This window comes from Piscinibacter sp. (assembly GCF_050175855.1).
In the GTDB taxonomy this organism is placed as follows: Bacteria; Pseudomonadota; Gammaproteobacteria; order Burkholderiales; family Burkholderiaceae_C; genus Piscinibacter.
On record NZ_JBFXIO010000030.1, the window covers coordinates 1 to 20,686 of the forward strand.

At 67.2% G+C, this 20,686-nt stretch carries 15 protein-coding genes and 4 tRNA genes; 2 read left to right on the forward strand and 17 right to left on the reverse strand.

What is annotated here, in order from left to right; genetic code table 11:
- The 3 genes from AB7U92_RS04310 to AB7U92_RS04320 form a co-directional block, all read right to left on the reverse strand.
- Nucleotides 1-1,103 (reverse strand): dihydrolipoyl dehydrogenase (locus tag AB7U92_RS04310; protein ID WP_428574973.1); only part of this gene is annotated, 1,103 nt, incomplete at its 3' end.
- 10 nt (nucleotides 1,104-1,113) lie between these two features.
- Nucleotides 1,114-2,376, reverse strand: a complete 1,263-nt coding sequence (gene odhB / locus AB7U92_RS04315; RefSeq protein ID WP_428574974.1) for a 2-oxoglutarate dehydrogenase complex dihydrolipoyllysine-residue succinyltransferase — start codon at nucleotides 2,374-2,376, stop codon at nucleotides 1,114-1,116.
- A gap of 116 nt (nucleotides 2,377-2,492) precedes the next feature.
- On the reverse strand, nucleotides 2,493-5,351 hold the full coding sequence (locus AB7U92_RS04320; RefSeq protein ID WP_428574975.1) for a 2-oxoglutarate dehydrogenase E1 component: 2,859 nt from the start codon (nucleotides 5,349-5,351) through the stop codon (nucleotides 2,493-2,495).
- 234 nt (nucleotides 5,352-5,585) lie between these two features.
- On the opposite strand from AB7U92_RS04320, the gene AB7U92_RS04325 reads away from it, so the two are divergent.
- Nucleotides 5,586-5,870, forward strand: a complete 285-nt coding sequence (locus AB7U92_RS04325; RefSeq protein WP_428574976.1) for a hypothetical protein — start codon at nucleotides 5,586-5,588, stop codon at nucleotides 5,868-5,870.
- A 15-nt stretch (nucleotides 5,871-5,885) separates the two neighbouring features.
- On the opposite strand, the gene AB7U92_RS04330 is transcribed toward AB7U92_RS04325, so the two are convergent.
- The 4 genes from AB7U92_RS04330 to AB7U92_RS04345 form a co-directional block, all read right to left on the reverse strand.
- Entirely contained in the window at nucleotides 5,886-6,845 is a 960-nt protein-coding gene (locus AB7U92_RS04330) for an NAD(P)H-dependent flavin oxidoreductase (protein WP_428574977.1), read from the reverse strand.
- 14 nt (nucleotides 6,846-6,859) lie between these two features.
- Nucleotides 6,860-8,653, reverse strand: a complete 1,794-nt coding sequence (locus tag AB7U92_RS04335; protein ID WP_428574978.1) for an acyl-CoA dehydrogenase — start codon at nucleotides 8,651-8,653, stop codon at nucleotides 6,860-6,862.
- A gap of 86 nt (nucleotides 8,654-8,739) precedes the next feature.
- Nucleotides 8,740-9,669 carry an electron transfer flavoprotein subunit alpha/FixB family protein gene (locus tag AB7U92_RS04340; RefSeq protein WP_428574979.1) on the reverse strand — a complete coding sequence of 310 codons (930 nt, stop codon included), beginning with the start codon at nucleotides 9,667-9,669 and terminating at the stop codon, nucleotides 8,740-8,742.
- A gap of 2 nt (nucleotides 9,670-9,671) precedes the next feature.
- Complete coding sequence (locus tag AB7U92_RS04345) at nucleotides 9,672-10,421, reverse strand: electron transfer flavoprotein subunit beta/FixA family protein (RefSeq protein ID WP_428574980.1); 750 nt, start codon at nucleotides 10,419-10,421, stop codon at nucleotides 9,672-9,674.
- Between the two features lie 193 nt (nucleotides 10,422-10,614).
- On the opposite strand from AB7U92_RS04345, the gene murI reads away from it, so the two are divergent.
- Nucleotides 10,615-11,424, forward strand: coding sequence for a glutamate racemase (gene murI, locus AB7U92_RS04350; protein ID WP_428574981.1), 810 nt, complete (start codon nucleotides 10,615-10,617; stop codon nucleotides 11,422-11,424).
- On the opposite strand, the gene AB7U92_RS04355 is transcribed toward murI, so the two are convergent.
- From AB7U92_RS04355 to AB7U92_RS04400, 10 genes are all read right to left on the reverse strand, one after another.
- Nucleotides 11,421-12,722 carry an MFS transporter gene (locus AB7U92_RS04355; protein WP_428574982.1) on the reverse strand — a complete coding sequence of 434 codons (1,302 nt, stop codon included), beginning with the start codon at nucleotides 12,720-12,722 and terminating at the stop codon, nucleotides 11,421-11,423. The genes murI and AB7U92_RS04355 overlap by 4 nt on opposite strands.
- A gap of 19 nt (nucleotides 12,723-12,741) precedes the next feature.
- Nucleotides 12,742-12,833: transfer RNA gene (locus AB7U92_RS04360), tRNA-Leu, on the reverse strand.
- 88 nt (nucleotides 12,834-12,921) lie between these two features.
- Nucleotides 12,922-12,995 (reverse strand) — tRNA-Cys (locus AB7U92_RS04365).
- 63 nt (nucleotides 12,996-13,058) lie between these two features.
- Nucleotides 13,059-13,134, reverse strand: a tRNA-Gly gene (locus AB7U92_RS04370).
- Nucleotides 13,135-13,192: 58 nt separating this feature from the next.
- Entirely contained in the window at nucleotides 13,193-15,607 is a 2,415-nt protein-coding gene (gene lon / locus AB7U92_RS04375) for an endopeptidase La (RefSeq protein WP_428574984.1), read from the reverse strand.
- Between the two features lie 88 nt (nucleotides 15,608-15,695).
- Nucleotides 15,696-16,964, reverse strand: coding sequence for an ATP-dependent Clp protease ATP-binding subunit ClpX (clpX, locus tag AB7U92_RS04380; protein WP_428574985.1), 1,269 nt, complete (start codon nucleotides 16,962-16,964; stop codon nucleotides 15,696-15,698).
- Between the two features lie 129 nt (nucleotides 16,965-17,093).
- Nucleotides 17,094-17,702, reverse strand: a complete 609-nt coding sequence (gene clpP, locus AB7U92_RS04385) for an ATP-dependent Clp endopeptidase proteolytic subunit ClpP (protein ID WP_428574986.1) — start codon at nucleotides 17,700-17,702, stop codon at nucleotides 17,094-17,096.
- Between the two features lie 41 nt (nucleotides 17,703-17,743).
- A complete protein-coding gene (gene tig / locus AB7U92_RS04390) occupies nucleotides 17,744-19,051 on the reverse strand; it encodes a trigger factor (RefSeq protein ID WP_428574987.1) in 1,308 nt (435 codons plus the stop codon).
- A gap of 29 nt (nucleotides 19,052-19,080) precedes the next feature.
- Nucleotides 19,081-19,167 (reverse strand) — tRNA-Leu (locus tag AB7U92_RS04395).
- A gap of 33 nt (nucleotides 19,168-19,200) precedes the next feature.
- On the reverse strand, nucleotides 19,201-20,686 hold a 1,486-nt coding region (locus tag AB7U92_RS04400), incomplete at its 5' end, for an efflux RND transporter permease subunit (RefSeq protein ID WP_428574988.1).

Consider the following 20,686-nt stretch of genomic DNA (forward strand, 5'->3'; position numbering starts at 1 on the left):
GCGATCTCCGGGCTGGTGTAGATCACCCACGGGATGGTGTTGAAGTTGACGTGGCCATGCTGGCCGGCGATACGCTCGGCCACCGCGACGCCCTCTTCCTCCGCCTTGTGCGCGAGCATCGGGCCGCGCACCACGTCGCCCACTGCCCACACGCCAGGCAGGTTGGTACGGCACTCGTCGTCGACGACGATCGCTCCGCGCTCGTCGAGCTTCAAGCCAACGCCTTCCGCATTCAGGCCGGTGGTGTTGGGCACGCGGCCGATCGAGACGATCAGCCTGTCGACCACCAGCGTCTGCGCCTGCCCCTTGGCATCGGCGTAGGCCACGGTCACACCCTTCTTGTCCGCCTTGACCGACTCGATCTTCACGCCCAGCTCGATCTTCAGGCCCTGCTTGGTGAACGCCTTGTGCGCCTCCTTGGCGACCTGCTCATCGACTGCACCGAGGAACACCGGCAGGGCCTCGAGCACGGTGACGTCCGCGCCCAGGCGGCGCCAGACCGAACCCATCTCCAGTCCGATCACGCCCGATCCGATCACGCCCAGCGCCTTCGGCACCGCGCCGATGCGCAGCGCACCGTCGTTGCTGAGGATCCGGTCCTCGTCGAAGGCGGCGCCGGGCAGCGCACGCGGGGTGGAGCCAGTGGCGACGATCACCTGCTTCGCCGAGAGGCTGGCCGGCTTGTCGCCCGCCACCGCGATCTCGTAGGCGCCGCCCTCGGCCTTGACGAACGATCCACGGCCGTGGAAGAACGTCACCTTGTTCTTCTTGAACAGGTAGAGAATGCCGTCGTTGTTCTGCTTGACGACGGTGTCCTTGCGCTTGAGCATCTTCGGCACGTCGATGCTCAGGTCCTTCAGGCCGATGCCGTGATCGGCGAAGTGGTGACCGGCGTGCTCGAAGTGCTCGCTGGACTGCAGCAGCGCCTTGCTCGGGATGCAGCCGACGTTGGTGCAGGTGCCGCCCGGCGCCGGGCCGCCCTTGTCGTTCTTCCACTCGTCGATGCAGGCGGTGTTGAAGCCGAGCTGTGCCGCGCGGATCGCCGCAATGTAGCCGCCGGGGCCGCCGCCGATGACGACGACGTCGAATCGCTGTGTGCTCATCGATGCGTCCTCAGATGTCGAACAGCAGGCGCGCCGGGTCTTCCAGCGCTTCCTTCATCGCGACGAGGCCGAGCACGGCCTCGCGGCCGTCGATGATGCGGTGGTCGTAGCTCATCGCCAGGTAGTTGATCGGACGAACGACGACCTGGCCGTTCTCGACCACCGCGCGATCCTTGGTCGCATGCACGCCAAGGATGGCGCTCTGCGGCGGGTTGATGATCGGCGTCGACAGCATCGAGCCGAACACGCCGCCGTTGGAGATCGAGAACGTACCGCCCGACAGGTCGTCGAGCGACAGCTTGCCATCCTTGGCCTTCTGGCCGAACTCGGCGATCTTCTTCTCGATGTCGGCGAAGCTCATCTGGTCGGCATTGCGCAGGATGGGCACCACCAGGCCGCGCGGCGAGCCGACCGCGATGCCGATGTCGAAGTAGCCGTGGTAGACGATGTCGTTGCCGTCGACCGAGGCGTTGAGCACCGGGTACTTCTTCAGCGCGGCGACCGCGGCCTTCACGAAGAAGCTCATGAAGCCGATCTTGACGCCATGCTCCTTCTCGAACTTCTCCTGGAAGCGCTTGCGCATCTCCATCACCGGGGCCATGTTGACCTCGTTGAAGGTGGTGAGGATGGCGTTGGTGGCCTGCGATTGCAGCAGCCGCTCGGCGACGCGGGCACGCAGGCGCGACATCGGCACGCGCTGCTCTGGGCGGTCGCCCAGGTTCGCAGCCACCGGCGCAGCCACGGCAGGCAGCGGCTTGGCCACCGCCGGCGTCGTCGGCACGGCCACTGGCGCGGCCACCGCGGGCGCGGAGGCACCACCGGCCACAGCGGCCAGCACGTCGCCCTTGGTCACGCGGCCATCCTTGCCGGTGCCCGGCACCGAGCCGGCAGCGAGGTTGTTGTCGGCCATCAGCTTGGCGGCTGCGGGCATCGCCACGCCGGCCTTGCTGGTCGAGGCGGGCGCGGCAGCCGGTGCCGGCGCGGCGGCGGCTGCCACCGGCTTGACTTCCAGCGGGCTCACCGCGGCCTTGCCCTCGGTGTCGATGCGCGCGATGACTTCGTCGCTGACGCAGCTCTCGCCGTCGCCCTTGACGACCTGCGCCAGCACGCCGGCCGCCGGGGCCGGCACCTCGAGCACGACCTTGTCGGTCTCGATCTCGATCAGGATCTCGTCCTGCGCCACGGGCTCGCCGGGCTTCTTCTTCCATTGCAGCAGGGTGGCTTCAGCCACGGATTCCGACAGTTGCGGAACCTTCACTTCAACGATTGCCATGATGTTTCTTCAGAGATGTGTTGTTCGTACCGCGCAGCCGCCGCGGAACCGGCTTCGCCGGGCCGCTGGCAGCGCCCCCTCGAGGGGGAGCGCCGTCAGGCGCTCCGGGGGTGGACCTATTTCGTGAGAACGAAACCCTTGAGTTTTCCGAAGGCCTGATCGAGCAGAGCCTTCTGCTGCTCCTGGTGCAGGTGGGCGTAGCCCACCGCCGGCGAGGCCGAGGCCGGACGGCCGGCATAGCCGAGCTTCTGCCCTTCGAGCATGTTCTCGTGGATCTGGTGCTGCACGAAGAACCAGGCGCCCTGGTTCTGCGGTTCGTCCTGGCACCACACCACGTCGGTCGCGTTCGGGAACTTCTTCATCTCCGTCGCGAAGGCCTTGTGCGGGAACGGATAGAGCTGCTCGACGCGGAAGATCGCCACGTCGTTGTGCTTCTTCTCCGCACGCGCCTTGACGAGGTCGTAGTAGACCTTGCCCGAGCAGGCGATCACGCGCTTGACCTTGTCCGGGTTGATCTCGGCGTTGACCTCGCCGATCACCGTCTTGAACTCGCCGCGGGTGAACTCGCTCAACGGTGAGGTGGCGTCCTTGTTGCGCAGCAGGCTCTTGGGCGTCATCAGCACCAGCGGCTTGCGGAACATGCGCACCATCTGCCGGCGCAGCACATGGAAGATCTGGCTGGCCGAGGTCGGCTGCACGATCTGCATGTTGTTGTCGGCGGCCAGCTGCATGAAGCGCTCCAGGCGCGCCGAGCTGTGCTCGGGGCCCTGGCCTTCGTAGCCGTGCGGCAGCATCAGCGTGAGGCCGTTGGCGCGGCCCCACTTGACCTCGCCCGAGGCGATGAACTGGTCGATCACCACCTGCGCGCCGTTGGCGAAGTCGCCGAATTGCGCTTCCCAGATCGTCAGCGTGTTCGGCTCGGCCGAGGCGTAGCCGTACTCGAAGCCGAGCACGGCTTCCTCGGACAGCAGCGAGTCGATCACGACGAAGGGCGCCTGGCCCTCGGCGACGTTCTGCAGCGGGACGTAGGTACCTTCGTCCCAGCGCTCGCGGTTCTGGTCGTGCAGCACCGCGTGGCGGTGCGTGAAGGTGCCGCGGCCGCAGTCCTCGCCCGACAGGCGCACCGCGTAGCCGCTGGCCACCAGCGAGGCGAAGGCCAGGTGCTCGCCCATGCCCCAGTCGACATTGATCTCGCCGCGGCCCATCGCGGCGCGGTCGGCCAGCACCTTCTCGACCAGCGGGTGCGCCTTGAACTTCTCGGGCAGCGTGGTGATGCGCTCGGCCAGCCGCTTGACCTCGGTCAGCGGCAGCGCGGTGTCGGCCGCGTCGGTCCACTTCCTGTTCAGGTAAGGCGCCCAGTCGACCGCGTACTTGCTCTTGTAGTTGGTGAGCACCGGGTCGACGGTGTGCTTGCCCGCGTCCATCGCAGCGCGGAAGGCCTTGACCATCTCGTCCGGGCCTTCGGGCGGCAGCACGCCCTGGGCCACCAGCTTGTCGCCGTACAGCTTGCGCGTGCCGGGGTGCTGGCCGATCTTCTTGTACATCAGCGGCTGGGTCAGCGCCGGCGTGTCCTGCTCGTTGTGGCCGAGCTTGCGGAAGCAGACGATGTCGAGGACCACGTCCTTGTTGAACTCCTGCCGGTATTCCAGCGCGAGCTGCGTGCACAGCACCACGGCCTCGGGATCGTCGCCGTTCACGTGCAGCACCGGGGCTTCGATCATCTTGACGACGTCGGTGCAGTACAGCGTCGAGCGGGTGTCGCGCGGGTCGGAGGTGGTGAAGCCGATCTGGTTGTTGATCACCAGATGCACCGTGCCGCCGGTGTAGTAGCCGCGCGTCTGCGCCAGCGCCAGCGTCTCCATCACCACACCCTGGCCGGCGAAGGCCGCGTCGCCGTGCACGATCACGGGCAGCACGGTGTCGCCTTCCTTGTCGCCGCGGCGGTCCAGGCGGGCCTTCACCGAGCCCTCGACGACCGGGTTGACGATCTCGAGGTGCGACGGGTTGAAGGCCAGGCTCAGGTGCACCGGGCCGCCGGCCGTGGTCACATCCGACGAGAAGCCCTGGTGGTACTTCACGTCACCCGCGGGCAGATCTTCCTTGGCGGTGTGGTCGAACTCGGCGAACAGATCCTTGGGCATCTTGCCCAGCGTGTTGACCAGCACGTTGAGGCGGCCACGGTGGGCCATGCCGATCACGATCTCCTGCACGCCGCGCTCGCCGGCGCCCTGCACCACCGCGTCCATCGAGGCGATGAAGCTCTCGCCGCCTTCCAGCGAGAAGCGCTTCTGGCCGACGTACTTGGTATGCAGGTAGCGCTCCAGGCCCTCGGCCGCGGTCAGGCGGTCGAGGATGTGCTTCTTCTCCTCCGCGGTGAAGTTCGGCTTGCTGCGGATCGACTCGAGCTTCTGCTGCCACCAGCGCTTCTCGGTGGGCTCGGTGATGTGCATGAACTCGGCGCCGATGGTGCCGCAGTAGGTTTCGCGCAGCGCCTGCAGGATCTCGCGCAGGGTCTGATGCTCGGCCTTGGTGAAGTAGGTGTTCGTGGCGCTGAACGTGATGTCCATGTCGGACTCGCTCAGGTCGTAGAACGCCGGCTCCAGCTCGGGGATCTTGGGGCGCTCCTGGCGCTTGAGCGGGTCGAGATCGGCCCAGCGCGCGCCGAGCGAGCGGTAGGCGGCGATCAGCGACTGGACATGGACCTGCTTGCGCGCGACGGCGAGTTCGCTGGCGCTGGCCTTGACGGCGAAGGCATTGGCCTTGGCGCGCTGGGCGAAGCTCTCGATGACCGGGGCGTGGGCCACGTCGCGGGCGTTGGAGCCATCGGTGGCGGGAACGTGCTGGAGGGCGTCGAAGTACGCGCGCCAGTTGTCGGGCACGGAGCCCGGGTTGTCGAGGTAGGCCTCGTACATCTCTTCGACGTACGGCGCATTGCCTCCGAACAGGTACGAGTTCGACCTGTATTGCTGCATCATCTTCGCTCACCTCTCGCGCCGGTTTCCAGCGCTGTAGTGGGTTGAAAAACCTTCCGCGACACGGCTTAACCGGCTGGCGGACTAGCGACCCGCCTTGGCTGTTACCAGCAAAGGGGACGGGAAGGACCTGTCAAGTCTCGGGCGCGACTGTAACACCGCCGTTATCGGCCATCAAATCGCAGGACTGAGGACCGGGGCGGAGAAACAGAATGCAGCCGAACTTGAAACGACCACGTGCAGATCATCCGGATCCATGCTGACGCGCCGCTGAAGCCGGCGATGGGCGAAGCCTGCAACGGCTGCGGGCTGTGCTGCTTGGCCGAGCCCTGCCCGGTGGGCATGCTGGTGTCGATGAAGCGCCGTGGCGCTTGCCGAGCGTTGCGCTGGAGCGACGAGGCGCGTCGCTACCGCTGCGGGCTGATGCAGGACGCCGCCGGGCACGCCACCTCCTGGGCCTGGCTGGCCAGGCGGCTGATCGCCTCGGGCGCCGGCTGCGATTCCGACGCCGAACTGGCCTGATCGGCCAGATCGACGTCAGGCGCCGAGCAGGCGGCGGCGCGCGTCCTGGTATTCGCGCGCCAGGCGGGCCACGAGTTCCCGCGTGGGCACCACCTTGTCGATCGCGCCGATGCCCTGTCCGCAGCCCCAGATGTCCTTCCAGGCCTTCTTGGCGCCCTCGCCGCCGCCGAAGCTCATCTTGCTCGGGTCACTCTCGGGCAGGTTGTCGGGGTCGAGACCCGCGGCGCGGATCGAGGGCTTCAGGTAGTTGCCGTGCACGCCGGTGAAGAGATTCGAGTAGACGATGTCGTCCGACGTGCACTCGACGATCGCCTGCTTGTAGGCGTCGCTCGCGCGCGCCTCCTCGGTGGCGATGAAGGCCGAGCCGATGTAGGCCAGGTCGGCGCCCATCGCCTGCGCGGCCAGCACTGCACCGCCCGTGGCGATCGAGCCCGACAGCGCCACCGGCCCGTCGAACCAGGTGCGGATTTCCTGGATCAGCGCGAACGGGCTCTTCACGCCGGCATGGCCGCCGGCACCGGCTGCCACCGCGATCAGGCCGTCGGCGCCCTTCTCGATCGCCTTCTTCGCGAAGGTGTTGTTGATGATGTCGTGCAGCACGATGCCGCCCCAGCCGTGCACCGCTTCGTTGATGTCGGTGCGTGCACCCAGCGAGGTGATGATGATCGGCACCTTGTACTTGGCGCAGACCTGCATGTCGTGCTCGAGTCGGTCGTTGGTCTTGTGCACGATCTGGTTGATCGCGAACGGCGCGGCGGGCCTGTCCGGGTTCGCGCGGTTGTGAGCCGCCAGGGTCTCGGTGATCTCGGCCAGCCATTCGTCGAGCTGCTCGGCCGGACGCGCGTTGAGCGCCGGCATCGAGCCGACGATGCCGGCCTTGCACTGCTCGATCACGAGCTTGGGGTTGCTGATGATGAACAGCGGCGAGCCGATGATGGGCAGCGGCAGCTTGGCGAGGATCGGGGGCAGCGACATGCGGGTCTCCGGATTCAGAAGGCCTCGACGGGCAGCGCGGTGACGCTGTCGGCACCTTCGACGATGCTGTCGCGCACGCCCGGCACCTTGGCCAGGATGTGCTCCGCGTAGAAGCGCGCGGTGGTGATCTTGGCCTGCAGGAACGGCACGTCGGCATCGCCCTGTGCGAGCTGCTGCTCGGCCGCCAGCAGCGCACGCGCCATCTGCCAGCCCGCCATCACGTTGCCGGCCAGCATCAGATAGGGCACCGAGCCGGCGAACACAGCGTTCGGGCTCGCCTTGGTGCGGCCGGCCACGAACTCGACCACCTGCACGAAAGCCTCGCGCGCCGCGCGCAGCCGCTTGAGCATCGCCTGTGCCGCCGCGCTGCCGCTCTTCGCCAGCGCCGCTTCGGTCTGCTCGATCTGCCTCGCGATCGCCTTGGCGGTCTGGCCGCCGTCACGCGCGGTCTTGCGGCCGACCAGGTCGTTGGCCTGGATCGCCGTCGTGCCTTCATAGATGGTCAGGATCTTGGCATCGCGGTAGTACTGCGCCGCGCCGGTCTCCTCGATGAAACCCATGCCGCCGTGCACCTGCACGCCCAGGCTGGTGACCTCCAGGCTCATCTCCGTGGAGTAGCCCTTCACCAGCGGCACCATGAACTCGTAGAAGGCCTGGTTCTGCGCGCGCACCTCCTTGTCGGGATGGTGGTGCGAGGCGTCGTAGGCTGACGCGGCGGTCAGCGCCATCGCTCGGCAGCCCTCGGTGCAGGCGCGCATCGTCATCAGCATGCGCTTGACGTCGGGGTGGTGGATGATCGGCGCGCTGCCCGGCATCGAGCCGTCGACCGGACGCGACTGCACGCGGTCGCGCGCGTAGGCCACCGCCTTCTGGTAGGCGCGCTCGGCGATCGCGATGCCCTGCAGCCCCACCGCGTAGCGGGCCGCGTTCATCATGATGAACATGTACTCGAGGCCGCGGTTTTCCTGGCCGATCAGCTGGCCGATCGCACCACCCTTGTCGCCGAACTGAAGAACGGCGGTCGGACTGGCCTTGATGCCGAGCTTGTGCTCGATGCTGACGCAGTGCACGTCGTTGCGCGCGCCGAGCGAGCCGTCGGCGTTGACGAGGAACTTCGGCACGATGAACAGGCTGATGCCCTTGACACCTTCGGGCGCGCCGGCGATGCGCGCCAGCACGAGGTGGACGATGTTCTCGGCCATGTCGTGCTCGCCGTAGGTGATGAAGATCTTCGTGCCGAAGATCCTGTACGTACCGTCGGGCTGCGGCTCGGCGCGCGTGCGCACCAGGGCCAGGTCGCTGCCGGCCTGCGGCTCGGTCAGGTTCATCGTGCCCGTCCACTCCCCGCTGATCATCTTCGGGATGAAGGTGGCCTGCTGCTCGGGCGTGCCGGCGGTCAGCAGTGCCTCGATCGCGCCGTCGGTCAGCAGCGGGCACAGCGCGAAGCTCATGTTGGCGCTGTTGAGCATCTCGCCGCAGGCCGCACCAATCGTCTTGGGCAGGCCCTGGCCGCCGAAGTCGCCCGGATGCTGAAGGCCCTGCCAGCCGCCTTCGGCGAACTGGCGGAAGGCCTCCTTGAAGCCGGGCGTGGTCGTGACCTTGCCGTCGTGCCACGACGAGGGGTTCTTGTCGCCTTCCCAGTTCAGCGGCGCGATGACGTCCTGGTTGAGCTTGGCGCACTCCTCCAGCACCGCCTGCGCGGTGTCGTAGCCAGCTTCCTCGAAGCCCGGCAGCTTCGCCACCTCGTCGATGGCGGCGAGTTCCTTCATGCAGAACAGCATGTCCTTGATCGGCGCGACGTAGCTCACGGTGTCATCCTCGGTGTGGATCAGGCAAGAAAAAGCCCGTCGGCCAGAGACTTCGGCGAACGGGCTGGTGCTAGCGGCTCAGCGGCTCAGAGCGCGGCCACCAGTTCGGGCACGGCGGTGAACAGGTCCGCCTCGAGGCCGAAGTCGGCCACGCTGAAGATCGGCGCCTCCGGATCCTTGTTGATCGCGACGATCACCTTGGAATCCTTCATGCCGGCCAGGTGCTGGATCGCGCCGCTGATGCCGCAGGCCACGTACAGCTGCGGGGCGACGATCTTGCCGGTCTGGCCGACCTGCCAGTCGTTGGGTGCGTAGCCGGCATCGACCGCCGCGCGGCTGGCGCCGAGTGCGGCACCGAGCTTGTCGGCCAGCGGTACGAGCACCTCGTTGAACTTCTCGCTGCTGCCCAGGGCGCGGCCCCCGCTGACGATGATCTTCGCGGCGGTCAACTCGGGGCGCTCGCTCTTGGCGATCTCATTGCCCAGGAAGCTGCTCTTGCCGCTGTCGGCCGCTGCGGCAACGCTCTCCACGGCCGCGCTGCCGCCCTGCGCCGCGGCGTCGAAGCCAGTGGTGCGCACGGTGATGACCTTGATCGCGTCACCGCTCTGCACGGTGGCGATGGCGTTGCCGGCGTAGATCGGGCGCTCGAAGGTGTCGGCCGCGAGCACCTTGGTGATGTCGCTGATCTGGCCGACGTCGAGCTTGGCGGCCACGCGCGGCGCCACGTTCTTGCCGCCGGCGGTGGCCGGGAAGAGGATGTGGCTGTAGTTCTTCGCGACACCCAGCACCACGGCCGCGACGTTCTCCGCCAGGCCATGGGCCAGGCTGGCGTCGTCGGCGTGCAGCACCTTGGTGACGCCCGCGATGGCGGCAGCTTGCTTGGCCGCCTCGCCGGCGTTGTGGCCGGCCACCAGCACGTGGACCTCACCACCGGCCTGCACGGCGGCGGTGACGGTGTTCAGGGTCGCGCCGCGGATGCTGGCGTTGTCGTGTTCGGCAATGACGAGTGCGGGCATGGTCAGATCACCTTGGCGTCGTTCTTGAGCTTGGCCACGAGGGTGGCGACATCCGGCACCTTGATGCCGGCGCTGCGCTTGGGCGGCTCGCTGACCTTCAGGGTCTTGATGCGCGGCGTCACGTCGACGCCGAGGTCGGCGGGCTTGACCGTCTCCAGCGGCTTCTTCTTGGCCTTCATGATGTTGGGCAGCGTGACGTAGCGCGGCTCGTTCAGGCGCAGGTCGGTGGTGATCACCGCCGGGATGCTGACCGAAAGCGTCTCGAGGCCGCCATCGACCTCACGCGTGACCTTGGCCTGGCCGTCAGCGACTTCGACCTTGCTCGCGAAGGTGGCCTGCGGCAGGTCGGCCAGCGCGGCGAGCATCTGGCCGGTCTGGTTGCAGTCGTCGTCGATGGCCTGCTTGCCCAGAATCACCAGGCCCGGCTGTTCCTTGTCGACCAGCGCCTTGAGCAGCTTGGCCACGGCCAGCGGCTGCAGTTCGGCGTCGGTCTCGACGAGGATGGCGCGGTCGGCGCCGATCGCCATGGCCGTGCGCAGGGTCTCCTGGCACTGCGTGACGCCGCAGGACACGGCGATCACCTCGGTGGCCGCGCCCTTCTCCTTCAGTCGCACGGCCTCTTCGACGGCAATCTCGTCGAAGGGGTTCATGCTCATCTTGACGTTGGCGATGTCGACGCCGCTGCCATCGCTCTTGACGCGCACCTTGACGTTGTAGTCGACGACGCGCTTGACCGGGACCAGGATCTTCATCCGGCGGGCTCCTGCTGAATTGACGTTTACGTTAATCGGATTCTAGTGGCGCACGACGGCGCGGCTTGTCGCAAGCGCGTCGAAGCGCCGTCAAAATCGAACGATCGTGCTATTTTAGACCGTGCATCGACCGCAGGGCAACTCGCAGACGCCGGCGAACTAGACTGCCAGCCCCAATCCACCCGTTGCCTGCGTGAGCCCCGCACCGATCCCGCCGCCTTGCATCGGCATGTTCGACTCCGGCGTCGGCGGCCTGTCCATCCTGCAGGTGGTGCGCACGCGACTCCCCGCCGCGCCGATCCGATACGTCGCCGACTCGGCCTACGCGCCTTACGGGGAGCGTAGCGAGGCGGAGATCCTCGATCGCTGCGAACGCATCACCCGCCACCTCCTGCAGCAGGGCGCCCGGCTTGTCGTCGTGGCCTGCAACACCGCGACGGCGGTGGCCATCGACGCACTGCGCAAGACACACCCTCGGGTTTCCTTCGTCGGCGTCGAGCCCGGTGTGCGCCCGGCCCTGGAGGCCAGCCGCAGACGGCACGTCGCGATCATGGCCACCCCGGCCACGCTGCGCAGCGCCCGCTTCGACGCGCTGCTGCAGCGTGAGGCCGCCGATGCCCGGGTGCGTCTCCAGCCCTGTGCGGGCCTGGCCGGGGCGATCGAAGGCGGCCGTCGCGACGACCCGCGACTGCAGGCGCTGATCGCGCTTCACGCCGGACAGGTCCGCGAGGCCGGCGTCGATGTCGTGGCCCTGGGCTGCACGCACTACCCGTTCGTTCGCGCCGAGATCGAGGCTGTGCTCGGCGACCGCGTGCGCGTCATCGACACGGCCGACGCCGTGGCGGCGCAGGTCGCAAGGCTCTGGGGCCAGGTAGGTGCAGATACCGCCACCGAGGCGGCGTGCCGGATCGAGACCACCGGCGATCCTCGGCAACTCGCCGAGTTCGTCTCGCACTGGCTCGGCTGGCAGGCCGAGGTGCTGCCGCAGCCTCTGTCCGTCTAGCTGGCCGAGCGCGCGGCGGATTCGCCACGGCGCACGTCCACCGGCCCGAGCAGCAGCAAGCCGACCACGAAGAACGCCGCCGTGGACAGGATCGCGAGCCGGTGGTTGCCGCTGGTCATCCAGGTCACGAGGCCATAGGTGACGGGCCCGACGATCGCCGACAAGCGCGTGGCGAAGGTCCACAGGCCATAGAACTCGGCGCGCTGTGCGGCCGGCGCGAACACGCCCGCCAGGGCTCGCCCGGCGGACTGGCTCGATCCCATGCACAGGCCGGCGATCACCGCGGCGACCCAGAAGAGGCCAGGGCCGGTGGCCAGCACGGCCAGGATCGTCATCACGATCCAGCCCGCGAGGGTGACACCGAGCGCGCGCTTGTGCCCGACCCGGTCCTGCCAGTAGCCGAAACCGAACGCGCCCAGCGCCGCCGCGATGTTGACGAGGAAGATCAGCATCATCGTCTGCGCCTGCTTGAAGCCCAGCACCTGCTCGGCGTAGACGGCCGCCAGCGCCACGACGACGGAGATGCCCGCCTGGTAGAACACCGCGCAGGCGAGCAGCCAGCTGAAATCGCGGAAGTCTCGCGCGCGCCGTGCCGTGCTCATCATCTGCCGCACCGCGCCGGACAGGCCGGCTTCGCGGCCGGCTTCCGGGTTGGGGATGGCGCGCTCACGCAGGAGCACGAAGGTGGCCAGCGAGGCCGCGCCATAGACCGCTGCCGTGATCAGCATCGTCACCGGCACGAACTCGGTGGCCGGCACGCCGCGCGCCTGGGCCGAGAGCACGTAGGCCAGGCACAGGCCGAGCGACAGCATGCCGCCGAAATAGCCGAAGCTCCAGCCCCAGCCCGACACCCGCCCCATCGAATCGGACTTGGCCAGTTCCGGCAGGAAGGCGGCCGTCAGCGATTCACCATACGAGTAGCAGACGTTGGAGATCATCATCGCGGCGACGGCGACCCACAGGTCGCCGCCGCCGGCCAGCGCGAGTGCGGCCGTGCCGGCCACGCAGGCCGCCGTGCTCATCGCCAGCAGTGCCTTCTTGCGTGCGTGCAGGTCGGCATAGGCCCCAATGGCCGGCATGGTGAGCATCACGATCAGGCTCGACGCCGCGATGACCAGCGTCCAGGCCAGGGTGGCCCACTCCGCGCCTTGTGCGACCACGCCGACGAAGTAGGTGTTGAACACCGCCGTCAGGACGACCGTGGTGTAGCCCGAGTTGGCGAAGTCGTACATCGCCCAGCCGAACACCTCGCGCTTGCGCACGCCGTCGTTCAGCGCGTCCTGGGAAAAGAGGGCCATGCGGTCTCCGCTGCGTGGCTGGTGCCCGGGGCGGGCATCGAACCCGCAAGCCCTCTTGCGAGAGGCGGCGGATTTTAAGTCCGCTGTGTTTACCGATTTCACCACCCGGGCGCCGGAGGATGAACGGGCGCGATTATCTGCGGCTGTTCGGCTCGCCAAAGAAAAGGGCCTCGCACACTGGCGAGGCCCGATGGAGATCTGGAGGCGCGGGCCGGAGTCGAACCGACCTACACGGATTTGCAATCCGGTGCATAACCGCTTTGCTACCGCGCCGAGGAATCAACCGCTGGCGGTGATTCTGACAAAAAAGGGAAGCCTGGGCTTCCCTTTCTGATCTGGAGCGGGAGACGAGTCTCGAACTCGCGACCTCAACCTTGGCAAGGTTGCGCTCTACCAACTGAGCTACTCCCGCGTGAGCCTCGCAGTATACACAAGAAATCGGGCCGTTCGCAAACAGCCCGATTTCCAGCTCAGTGCGTCATGACATCGCCGGCGGCGCCCGCCGCCTTGGCGGCTTCCTCGGGCTTGGCCGGCTCGTCGTCGGGCAGCGGCTGCGGGGCCGACTCGAGCGCGATCTCCAGCACGCGGTCGATCCACTTCACCGGCACGATCTCGAGGTGGTTCTTGACGTTCTCCGGGATGTCCTGGAGGTCCTTGACGTTCTCTTCCGGGATGAGCACCGTCTTGATGCCGCCGCGGTGGGCCGCAAGCAGCTTCTCCTTCAGGCCGCCGATCGCCGTGACCTCGCCGCGCAGCGTGATCTCGCCGGTCATCGCGACGTCGGCGCGCACGGGGATGCCGGTGAGCGCGGAGACGAACGCCGTGGTCATCGCGATGCCCGCGCTCGGCCCGTCCTTGGGCGTCGCGCCGTCGGGCACGTGGATGTGCACGTCGCGCTTCTCGAACATCTCGTCCTTGATGCCCAGGCGGCGGGCGCGGCTGCGCACCACCGAGCGCGCGGCCTCGACCGACTCCTTCATCACGTCGCCGAGCTGGCCGGTGCGGATGATGTTGCCCTTGCCGGGCATCACCGCCGCCTCGATCGTCAGCAGGTCGCCGCCGACCTCCGTCCAGGCGAGGCCGACCACCTGGCCGACCTGGTTCTGCTTCTCGGCCTGGCCGTAGCTGTACTTGCGCACGCCCAGGAAGTCGTTGAGGTTCTCCTCGGTGACGACGACCTTGTCGGTGACCTGCTTGAGCTGGATCGACTTGACCACCTTGCGGCAGATCTTGCTGATCTCGCGCTCGAGCGAACGCACGCCCGCCTCACGGGTGTAGTAGCGGATCACGCCGCGGATGGCGCTCTCGGTGACGTCGAGCTCCTCGTCCTTCACGCCGTTGTTCTTGCGCTGCTTGGGCAGCAGGTAGCGCGAGGCGATGTTGACCTTCTCGTCCTCGGTGTAGCCCGACAGGCGGATGACTTCCATCCGGTCGAGCAGCGCCGGCGGGATGTTCATCGAGTTCGAGGTCGCGATGAACATCGTGTCGCTCAAGTCGAAGTCGACCTCGACGTAGTGGTCGCCGAAGGTGTGGTTCTGCTCGGGGTCGAGCACCTCCAGCAGCGCCGACGACGGGTCGCCGCGGAAATCCATGCCCAGCTTGTCGATCTCGTCGAGCAGGAACAGCGGGTTGCGCGTACCCACCTTGGTCAGGCTCTGCAGCACCTTGCCCGGCATCGAGCCGATGTAGGTACGGCGATGACCTCTGATCTCGGCCTCGTCGCGCACGCCGCCCAGCGCCATGCGGACGAACTTGCGCCCGGTTGCGCGGGCGACCGACTGGCCGAGAGAGGTCTTGCCGACCCCCGGGGGGCCGACCAAGCACAGGATCGGCGCCTTCACCTTGTCGACGCGCTGCTGCACCGCGAGGTACTCGAGGATGCGGTCCTTGACCTTCTCCAGTCCGTAGTGATCCTCGTTGAGCACTGCTTCCGCGAAGGCCAGATCGTGCTTGATCTTGGTCTTCTTCGCCCAGGGCAGGTTGATCAGCGTGTCGATGTAGTTGCGCACCACCGTGGCTTCGGCGGACATCGGCGACATCAGCTTGAGCTTCTTCAGCTCGCTCTCCGCCTTCTTGCGCGCCTCCTTGGGCATCTTGGCGGCGATGATCTTCTTCTCGAGTTCCTCGAGATCGGCACCCTCCTCGCCGTCGCCCAGCTCCTTCTGGATGGCCTTGACCTGCTCGTTCAGGTAGTACTCGCGCTGGCTCTTCTCCATCTGCCGCTTCACACGGCCGCGGATGCGCTTCTCCACTTGCAGGATGTCGACCTCGTGCTCGAGCTGCTCGAGGAGCTTCTCCAGGCGCTTGTCGACCTCGAACAGGTCGAGCACCGATTGCTTGTTCTCGAGCTTGAGCGGCAGGTGGGCGGCGATCGTGTCGGCGAGGCGGCCGGCGTCGTCGATGCCCGCAATCGAGGTCAGGATCTCCGGCGGGATCTTCTTGTTCAGCTTGACGTACTGGTCGAACTGCTGCGTCACTGCGCGGCGCAGGGCCTCGACCTCCGGCTTGCTGTCGGCCTCGGGCGGCACCGGCGTCACGTCGGCGACGAAATACTCGCCGTTGTCGCTGATCTGGTGGGTGTTGGCACGCTGGATGCCCTCGACCAGCACCTTCACGGTGCCGTCGGGGAGCTTGAGCATCTGCAGGATGCTGGAGACGCAGCCGACCTCGAACATGTCGTCGGGCTTGGGCTCGTCCTTGCCGGCGGCCTTTTGCGCCACCAGCATGATCTGCCGGCCGGCCTCCATGGCCACTTCCAGGGCCTTGATCGACTTCGGGCGCCCCACGAACAGCGGGATCACCATGTGCGGGAAGACCACCACGTCGCGCAGCGGCAGCAGCGGCAGGTTGATCTTCTCGGCGGGGAGTACGGGATGTCCGGACATTGGGAACCTCTCTTTCTCAGGCCCATCTGCGGCCCGAGCCGTCAATTGCAAGGAGCCGCGCGCACCGGGTGCCGCAGCCCACCGGACGTCAGGCGCTCGCCTTGGCCTGCTCGCGGTAGACGAGCAGCGGCTTGGCCTCTTCTTCGATCGTGTGCTCGTCCAGCACCACCTTGGCCACGCCATCGAGGTTGGGCAGGTCGAACATGGTGTCGATCAGGCTGTGTTCCATGATCGACCTCAAGCCACGGGCGCCGGTCTTGCGCGCCAGGGCCTTGCGGGCGATGGCCGACAGCGCCGAGGGTCGGATCTCCAGCTCCACGCCGTCCATGCCGAATAGCTTCTGGTATTGCTTGACCAGCGCGTTCTTCGGCTCGGTGAGGATCTGCACCAGCGCGTCTTCGGTCAGTTCGCCCAGCGTGGCAACCACCGGCAGGCGGCCGACGAGTTCCGGGATCAGGCCGAACTTGATCAGGTCTTCCGGCTCGACCTCGCGGAACACCTCCGAGACGCGCCGCTCCGACTTGCCGTGAACCGAAGCGCCGAAGCCGATGCCGGACTTCTCGGTGCGGTTCTGGATCACCTTCTCCAGGCCGTCGAAAGCGCCGCCGCAGATGAACAGGATGTTGGTCGTGTCGATCTGCAGGAAATCCTGGTTCGGATGCTTGCGCCCGCCCTGCGGGGGCACACTGGCCATGGTGCCTTCGACCAGCTTGAGCAGCGCCTGCTGCACGCCCTCGCCCGACACGTCACGCGTGATCGACGGGTTGTCTGCCTTGCGCGAGATCTTGTCGATTTCGTCGATGTAGACGATGCCGCGCTGCGCCTTCTCGACGTCGTAGCCGCAGTTCTGCAGCAGCTTCTGGATGATGTTCTCGACGTCCTCGCCGACATAGCCGGCTTCGGTGAGCGTGGTCGCATCGGCGATCACGAACGGCACGTTGAGCAGCCGCGCCAGCGTCTGGGCGAGCAGCGTCTTGCCGGAACCGGTGGGCCCGATCAGCAGGATGTTGCTCTTGGCGAGCTCGACCTCGTCCTTGCTGCGGCTCATGTGCTTGAGCCGCTTGTAGTGGTTGTAGACCGCCACCGCCAGCGTGCGCTTGGCCGCATCCTGGCCGATCACATACTGGTCGAGGATGGCCTTGATCTCGGTCGGGATCGGCAGATCGGACTTCGCGGCGCGCGTTTCCGCGCCCTCGGCCGGCACTTCATCGCGGATGATGTCGTTGCACAGCTCGATGCACTCGTCGCAGATGAACACCGACGGGCCGGCGATCAGCTTCTTGACTTCGTGCTGGCTCTTGCCGCAGAAGGAGCAGTAAAGCACCTTCTCGGTGGGGGAGCCTTTCTTGTCGGCCATGGATGGGTTGCCTGGGCTGGGTGGCGTTCGCCCAATGATAGTTGAAAAGCCAACCCGGCCTGCCCCATGGAAAAGGGCCCAAACCGGGCCCTTTCCCCACCATTGCCGTCTTCGAGGCGGAGTGCGCGCTCAGGGACGCTGGGTGATCACCTGGTCGATCAGGCCGTAGGCCTTGGCCTCTTCGGCGTCGAGATAGAAATCCCGCTCCATATCGGCCTGGATCTTCGCCAGCGGCTGGCCGGTGCGGTCGGCGTAGATCTGGTTGAGCTTCTCGCGCGTCTTGAGGATCTCGCGGGCGTGGATCTCGATGTCGGTGGCCTGACCCTGGGCCCCGCCGGAAGGCTGGTGGATCATCACCCGCGAATTCGGCAGCGCCACGCGCTTGCCCTTGGCGCCGGCCATCAGCAGGAAGGAACCCATGCTGGCGGCCATGCCCAGGCACATCGTCGACACGTCGGGCTTGATGAACTGCATGGTGTCGTAGATCGACATGCCCGCGCTCACCGAACCGCCCGGCGAGTTGATGTACAGGTAGATGTCCTTGTCCGGGTTCTCGCTCTCGAGGAACAGCAGCTGCGCGACCACGAGGTTCGCCGACTGGTCGGTCACCGGGCCGACCAGGAAGATGATGCGCTCGCGCAGCAGCCGGCTGTAGATGTCGTAGGCCCGTTCGCCTCGGCCGGAGGTTTCGATGACCATGGGCACCATGCCCAGGCCGGTGATGTCGAGCGCGCTCATGCTGTTCCTCGGTTTGCGTTGACGCGGAGTATGGCGCGAACTCAGCCGACCATCAGTTCGTCGAACGGCACGACCTTGTCGGCGACCTTGGCCTTGGCCATCACGAACTCGGCCACGTTGTTCTCGATCACCACGGCCTCCACCTCGGCCATGCGGCTGCGGTCGCCCAGGTACCAGCGCACCACCTCGGCCGGGCGCTCGTAGCTCTGCGCCATCTCCTCGATGTGCGCCTGCAGCTGCTCGGGCTTTGCCTGCAGATTGTTGGCGCGCACCAGTTCGCCGACCACGAGGCCCAGGCGCACGCGGCGCTCGGCCTGCGGCTCGAAGATCTCGGCCGGGATCGGGGCATTCTCGGCGTCCTTGACGCCGCGCTTCTTCAGGTCGGCGCGGGCGGCCTCGGTCATGCGCTCAACCTCGCCGGCGACCAGCGCCTTGGGCACGTCGAGCTCGGCCACCTTGATCAGCGCTTCCATCACGCTGGACTTGTTGCGCGCCAGCACGCGGAACTTGACCTCGCGCTCGAGGTTCTTCTTGATGTCGGCGCGCAGTGCCTCGACCGTGCCGTCCTTGATGCCCAGCGACTTGGCCAGCGCCTCGTTGATGTCGGGCAGGTGCTGCGCCTCGACCTTCTTCAGCGTCACCAGGAAGTCGGCTTCCTTGCCGGCCACGTCCTTGCCGTGGTAGTCGGCCGGGAACTGCAGCGGGAAGGTCTTGCTCTCGCCGGCCTTCATGCCGCGCACGGCCTGGTCGAATTGCTCGAGCATCTGGCCTTCGCCGATGATGAACTGGAAGCCTTCGGCCTTGCCGCCCTCGAAGGGCACGCCGTCGATCTTGCCCTCGAAGTCGATGGTGACCCGGTCGCCCTCGGCGGCGCCGTCGGCCGCGGCACGCTGCTGGAAAGTGCGGCGCTGCTTGCGCAGGATGTCCAGCGTCTTGTCGATGGCGGCGTCGGTCACCTCGGTGGACACGCGCTCGACCTCGGCCGCAGACAGATCGCCGAGCTTCACCTCCGGGTAGACCTCGAAGGTGGCGTCGAAGGCCACCTGGCCTTCGGGGGCGCCGTCCTTCTCGGTGATGCGAGGCGCGCCGGCCACGCGCAGCTTGGCCTCGTTGACGGCCTCGTTGAACTTCTCGCCGACCTTGTCGTTCATCACCTCGTAGTGCACCGAGTAGCCGTAGCGCTGGGCGACCACGCTCATCGGCACCTTGCCCGGGCGGAAGCCGTCGGCCTTGACCGTGCGGGCCAGCCGCTTCAGGCGCGTTTCGACCTCCGACTTGATGGTGTCGGTGGGCAGCGTCAGCGTGATGCGGCGCTCGAGCTTCTCGAGGGTTTCGACTTGAACGGACATGGTGTTCTCTGACTGAGGGGTTGAATGTCTGGTGCGCGGGGGGGGACTCGAACCCCCACACCATCGCTGGCGTCAGGACCTAAACCTGGTGCGTCTACCAATTTCGCCACCCGCGCATGGGGGACGGCCTCGACGGCAAACCGCCGATTTTAGCGGGATGCGGCGAGCCGCTCCTCCCGGGCCGGTTTGACGCGGAACCAGGCCGCGTACATCGCCGGCAGCGCCAGCAGGGTCAGCGCGGTGGCGACGATCAGTCCGCCCATGATCGCCACCGCCATCGGCCCCCAGAACACACTGCGCGACAAGGGGATCATTGCCAGCACCGCCGCGGCCGCCGTCAGGATGATCGGCCGGAAGCGTCGCACCGCCGCCTCGACGATCGCATCCCAGGTCGCCACGCCGCGCTCGCGGTCGTGCTCGATCTGGTCGATCAGGATCACCGAGTTGCGCATGATCATGCCCATCAGGGCGATGACCCCGAGCAGGGCCACGAAGCCGAACGGCCGGTCCAGCAGCAGCAACGCCGCCGCCACGCCGGCAATGCCCATCGGGCCGGTGAGGAACACCAGCACCGAACGACTGAAGCTGTGCAGCTGCAGCATCAGCAGCGTGAACATGATGAACAGCATCAGCGGCGCGCCGGCGGCGATCGAGCCCTGGCCCTTGCTGCTCTCCTCCACCGCGCCGGCAACCTCGATGCGGTAGCCCGGCAACATCTTCGCTCGGATCGGCTTGAACAGCGGGTCGAGCTGCGCCGTCACGGTGGCGCCCTGCAGCCCCTCGACGATGTCGCCCTGCACCGTGGCGGCGTAGTCGCGACCTTCGCGCCACAGCACGCCGGGTTCCCAGGCGAAGCTGGCCTTGGCGATCTGCGACAGCGGGATGCTGCGCCCGCTGGCGGTGGGCACGTAGCCGCTGGCCAGCGCGGTGAGCGTGTCGCGCTCCTCGAAGGGCTGGCGCAGCACGATGTCGATCAGCTTGTCGCCCTCGCGGAACTGGCCGATGGTCGAGCCGCTGTTGAAGACGCGCGCCGCCTGCGCGATCGATTGGCTGGTCACGCCGAGCGCGCGTGCCTTGTCCTGGTCGACCTCGAGGCGCAGCACCTTCACCGCCTCGTTCCAGTTGTCGTTCACGCCGCGCAGGTTCGGGTTCTCGCGCATGATCGCCTTGACCTCGTCGGCATAGGCGCGCACCTGGGCCGGATCTGGGCCGACCACGCGGAACTGCACCGGATACGGCACCGGCGGGCCGTTGGGCAGCAGCTTGGCGCGGGCCCGCGCCTCCGGGAACTCGGTGGCCAGCAGCTCGGGCAGCATGCGGCGCAGCTTCTCCCGCGAAGCCAGATCCTTCGGCAGCACGATCAGCTGGCTGACGTTGCTCTGCGGGAAGATCTGGTCGAGCACCAGCGCGAAGCGCTCGGCGCCGCTGCCGACCCAGGTGGTGACGTGGTCGACGCCCTCGAGCTTCATGATCCGCGCTTCGACGCGACGGGTCACTTCCTCGTTGGCTGCGAACGAGGTGCCCTCCGGATACCAGAGATCCACCAGCACCTCCAGCCGGCTCGAATCCGGGAAGAACTGGTTCTGCACCTTGCCCATGCCGAGCACGCCCAGCACCAGCGTGGCGATGGTCAGG

What these genes read in the sequence shown, in the direction of transcription:
- odhB (WP_428574974.1), bottom strand. Translation starts at nt 2,376, where the DNA reads ATGGCAATCGTTGAAGTGAAGGTTCCGCAACTGTCGGAATCCGTGGCT.
- AB7U92_RS04320 (WP_428574975.1), bottom strand. Translation starts at nt 5,351, where the DNA reads ATGATGCAGCAATACAGGTCGAACTCGTACCTGTTCGGAGGCAATGCG.
- AB7U92_RS04330 (WP_428574977.1), bottom strand. Translation starts at nt 6,845, where the DNA reads ATGTCGCTGCCCCCGATCCTCGCCAAGCTGCCGCTGCCCATCATCGGC.
- AB7U92_RS04340 (WP_428574979.1), bottom strand. Translation starts at nt 9,669, where the DNA reads ATGCCCGCACTCGTCATTGCCGAACACGACAACGCCAGCATCCGCGGC.
- AB7U92_RS04345 (WP_428574980.1), bottom strand. Translation starts at nt 10,421, where the DNA reads ATGAAGATCCTGGTCCCGGTCAAGCGCGTCGTCGACTACAACGTCAAG.
- AB7U92_RS04355 (WP_428574982.1), bottom strand. Translation starts at nt 12,722, where the DNA reads ATGGCCCTCTTTTCCCAGGACGCGCTGAACGACGGCGTGCGCAAGCGC.
- lon (WP_428574984.1), bottom strand. Translation starts at nt 15,607, where the DNA reads ATGTCCGGACATCCCGTACTCCCCGCCGAGAAGATCAACCTGCCGCTG.
- clpX (WP_428574985.1), bottom strand. Translation starts at nt 16,964, where the DNA reads ATGGCCGACAAGAAAGGCTCCCCCACCGAGAAGGTGCTTTACTGCTCC.
- clpP (WP_428574986.1), bottom strand. Translation starts at nt 17,702, where the DNA reads ATGAGCGCGCTCGACATCACCGGCCTGGGCATGGTGCCCATGGTCATC.
- tig (WP_428574987.1), bottom strand. Translation starts at nt 19,051, where the DNA reads ATGTCCGTTCAAGTCGAAACCCTCGAGAAGCTCGAGCGCCGCATCACG.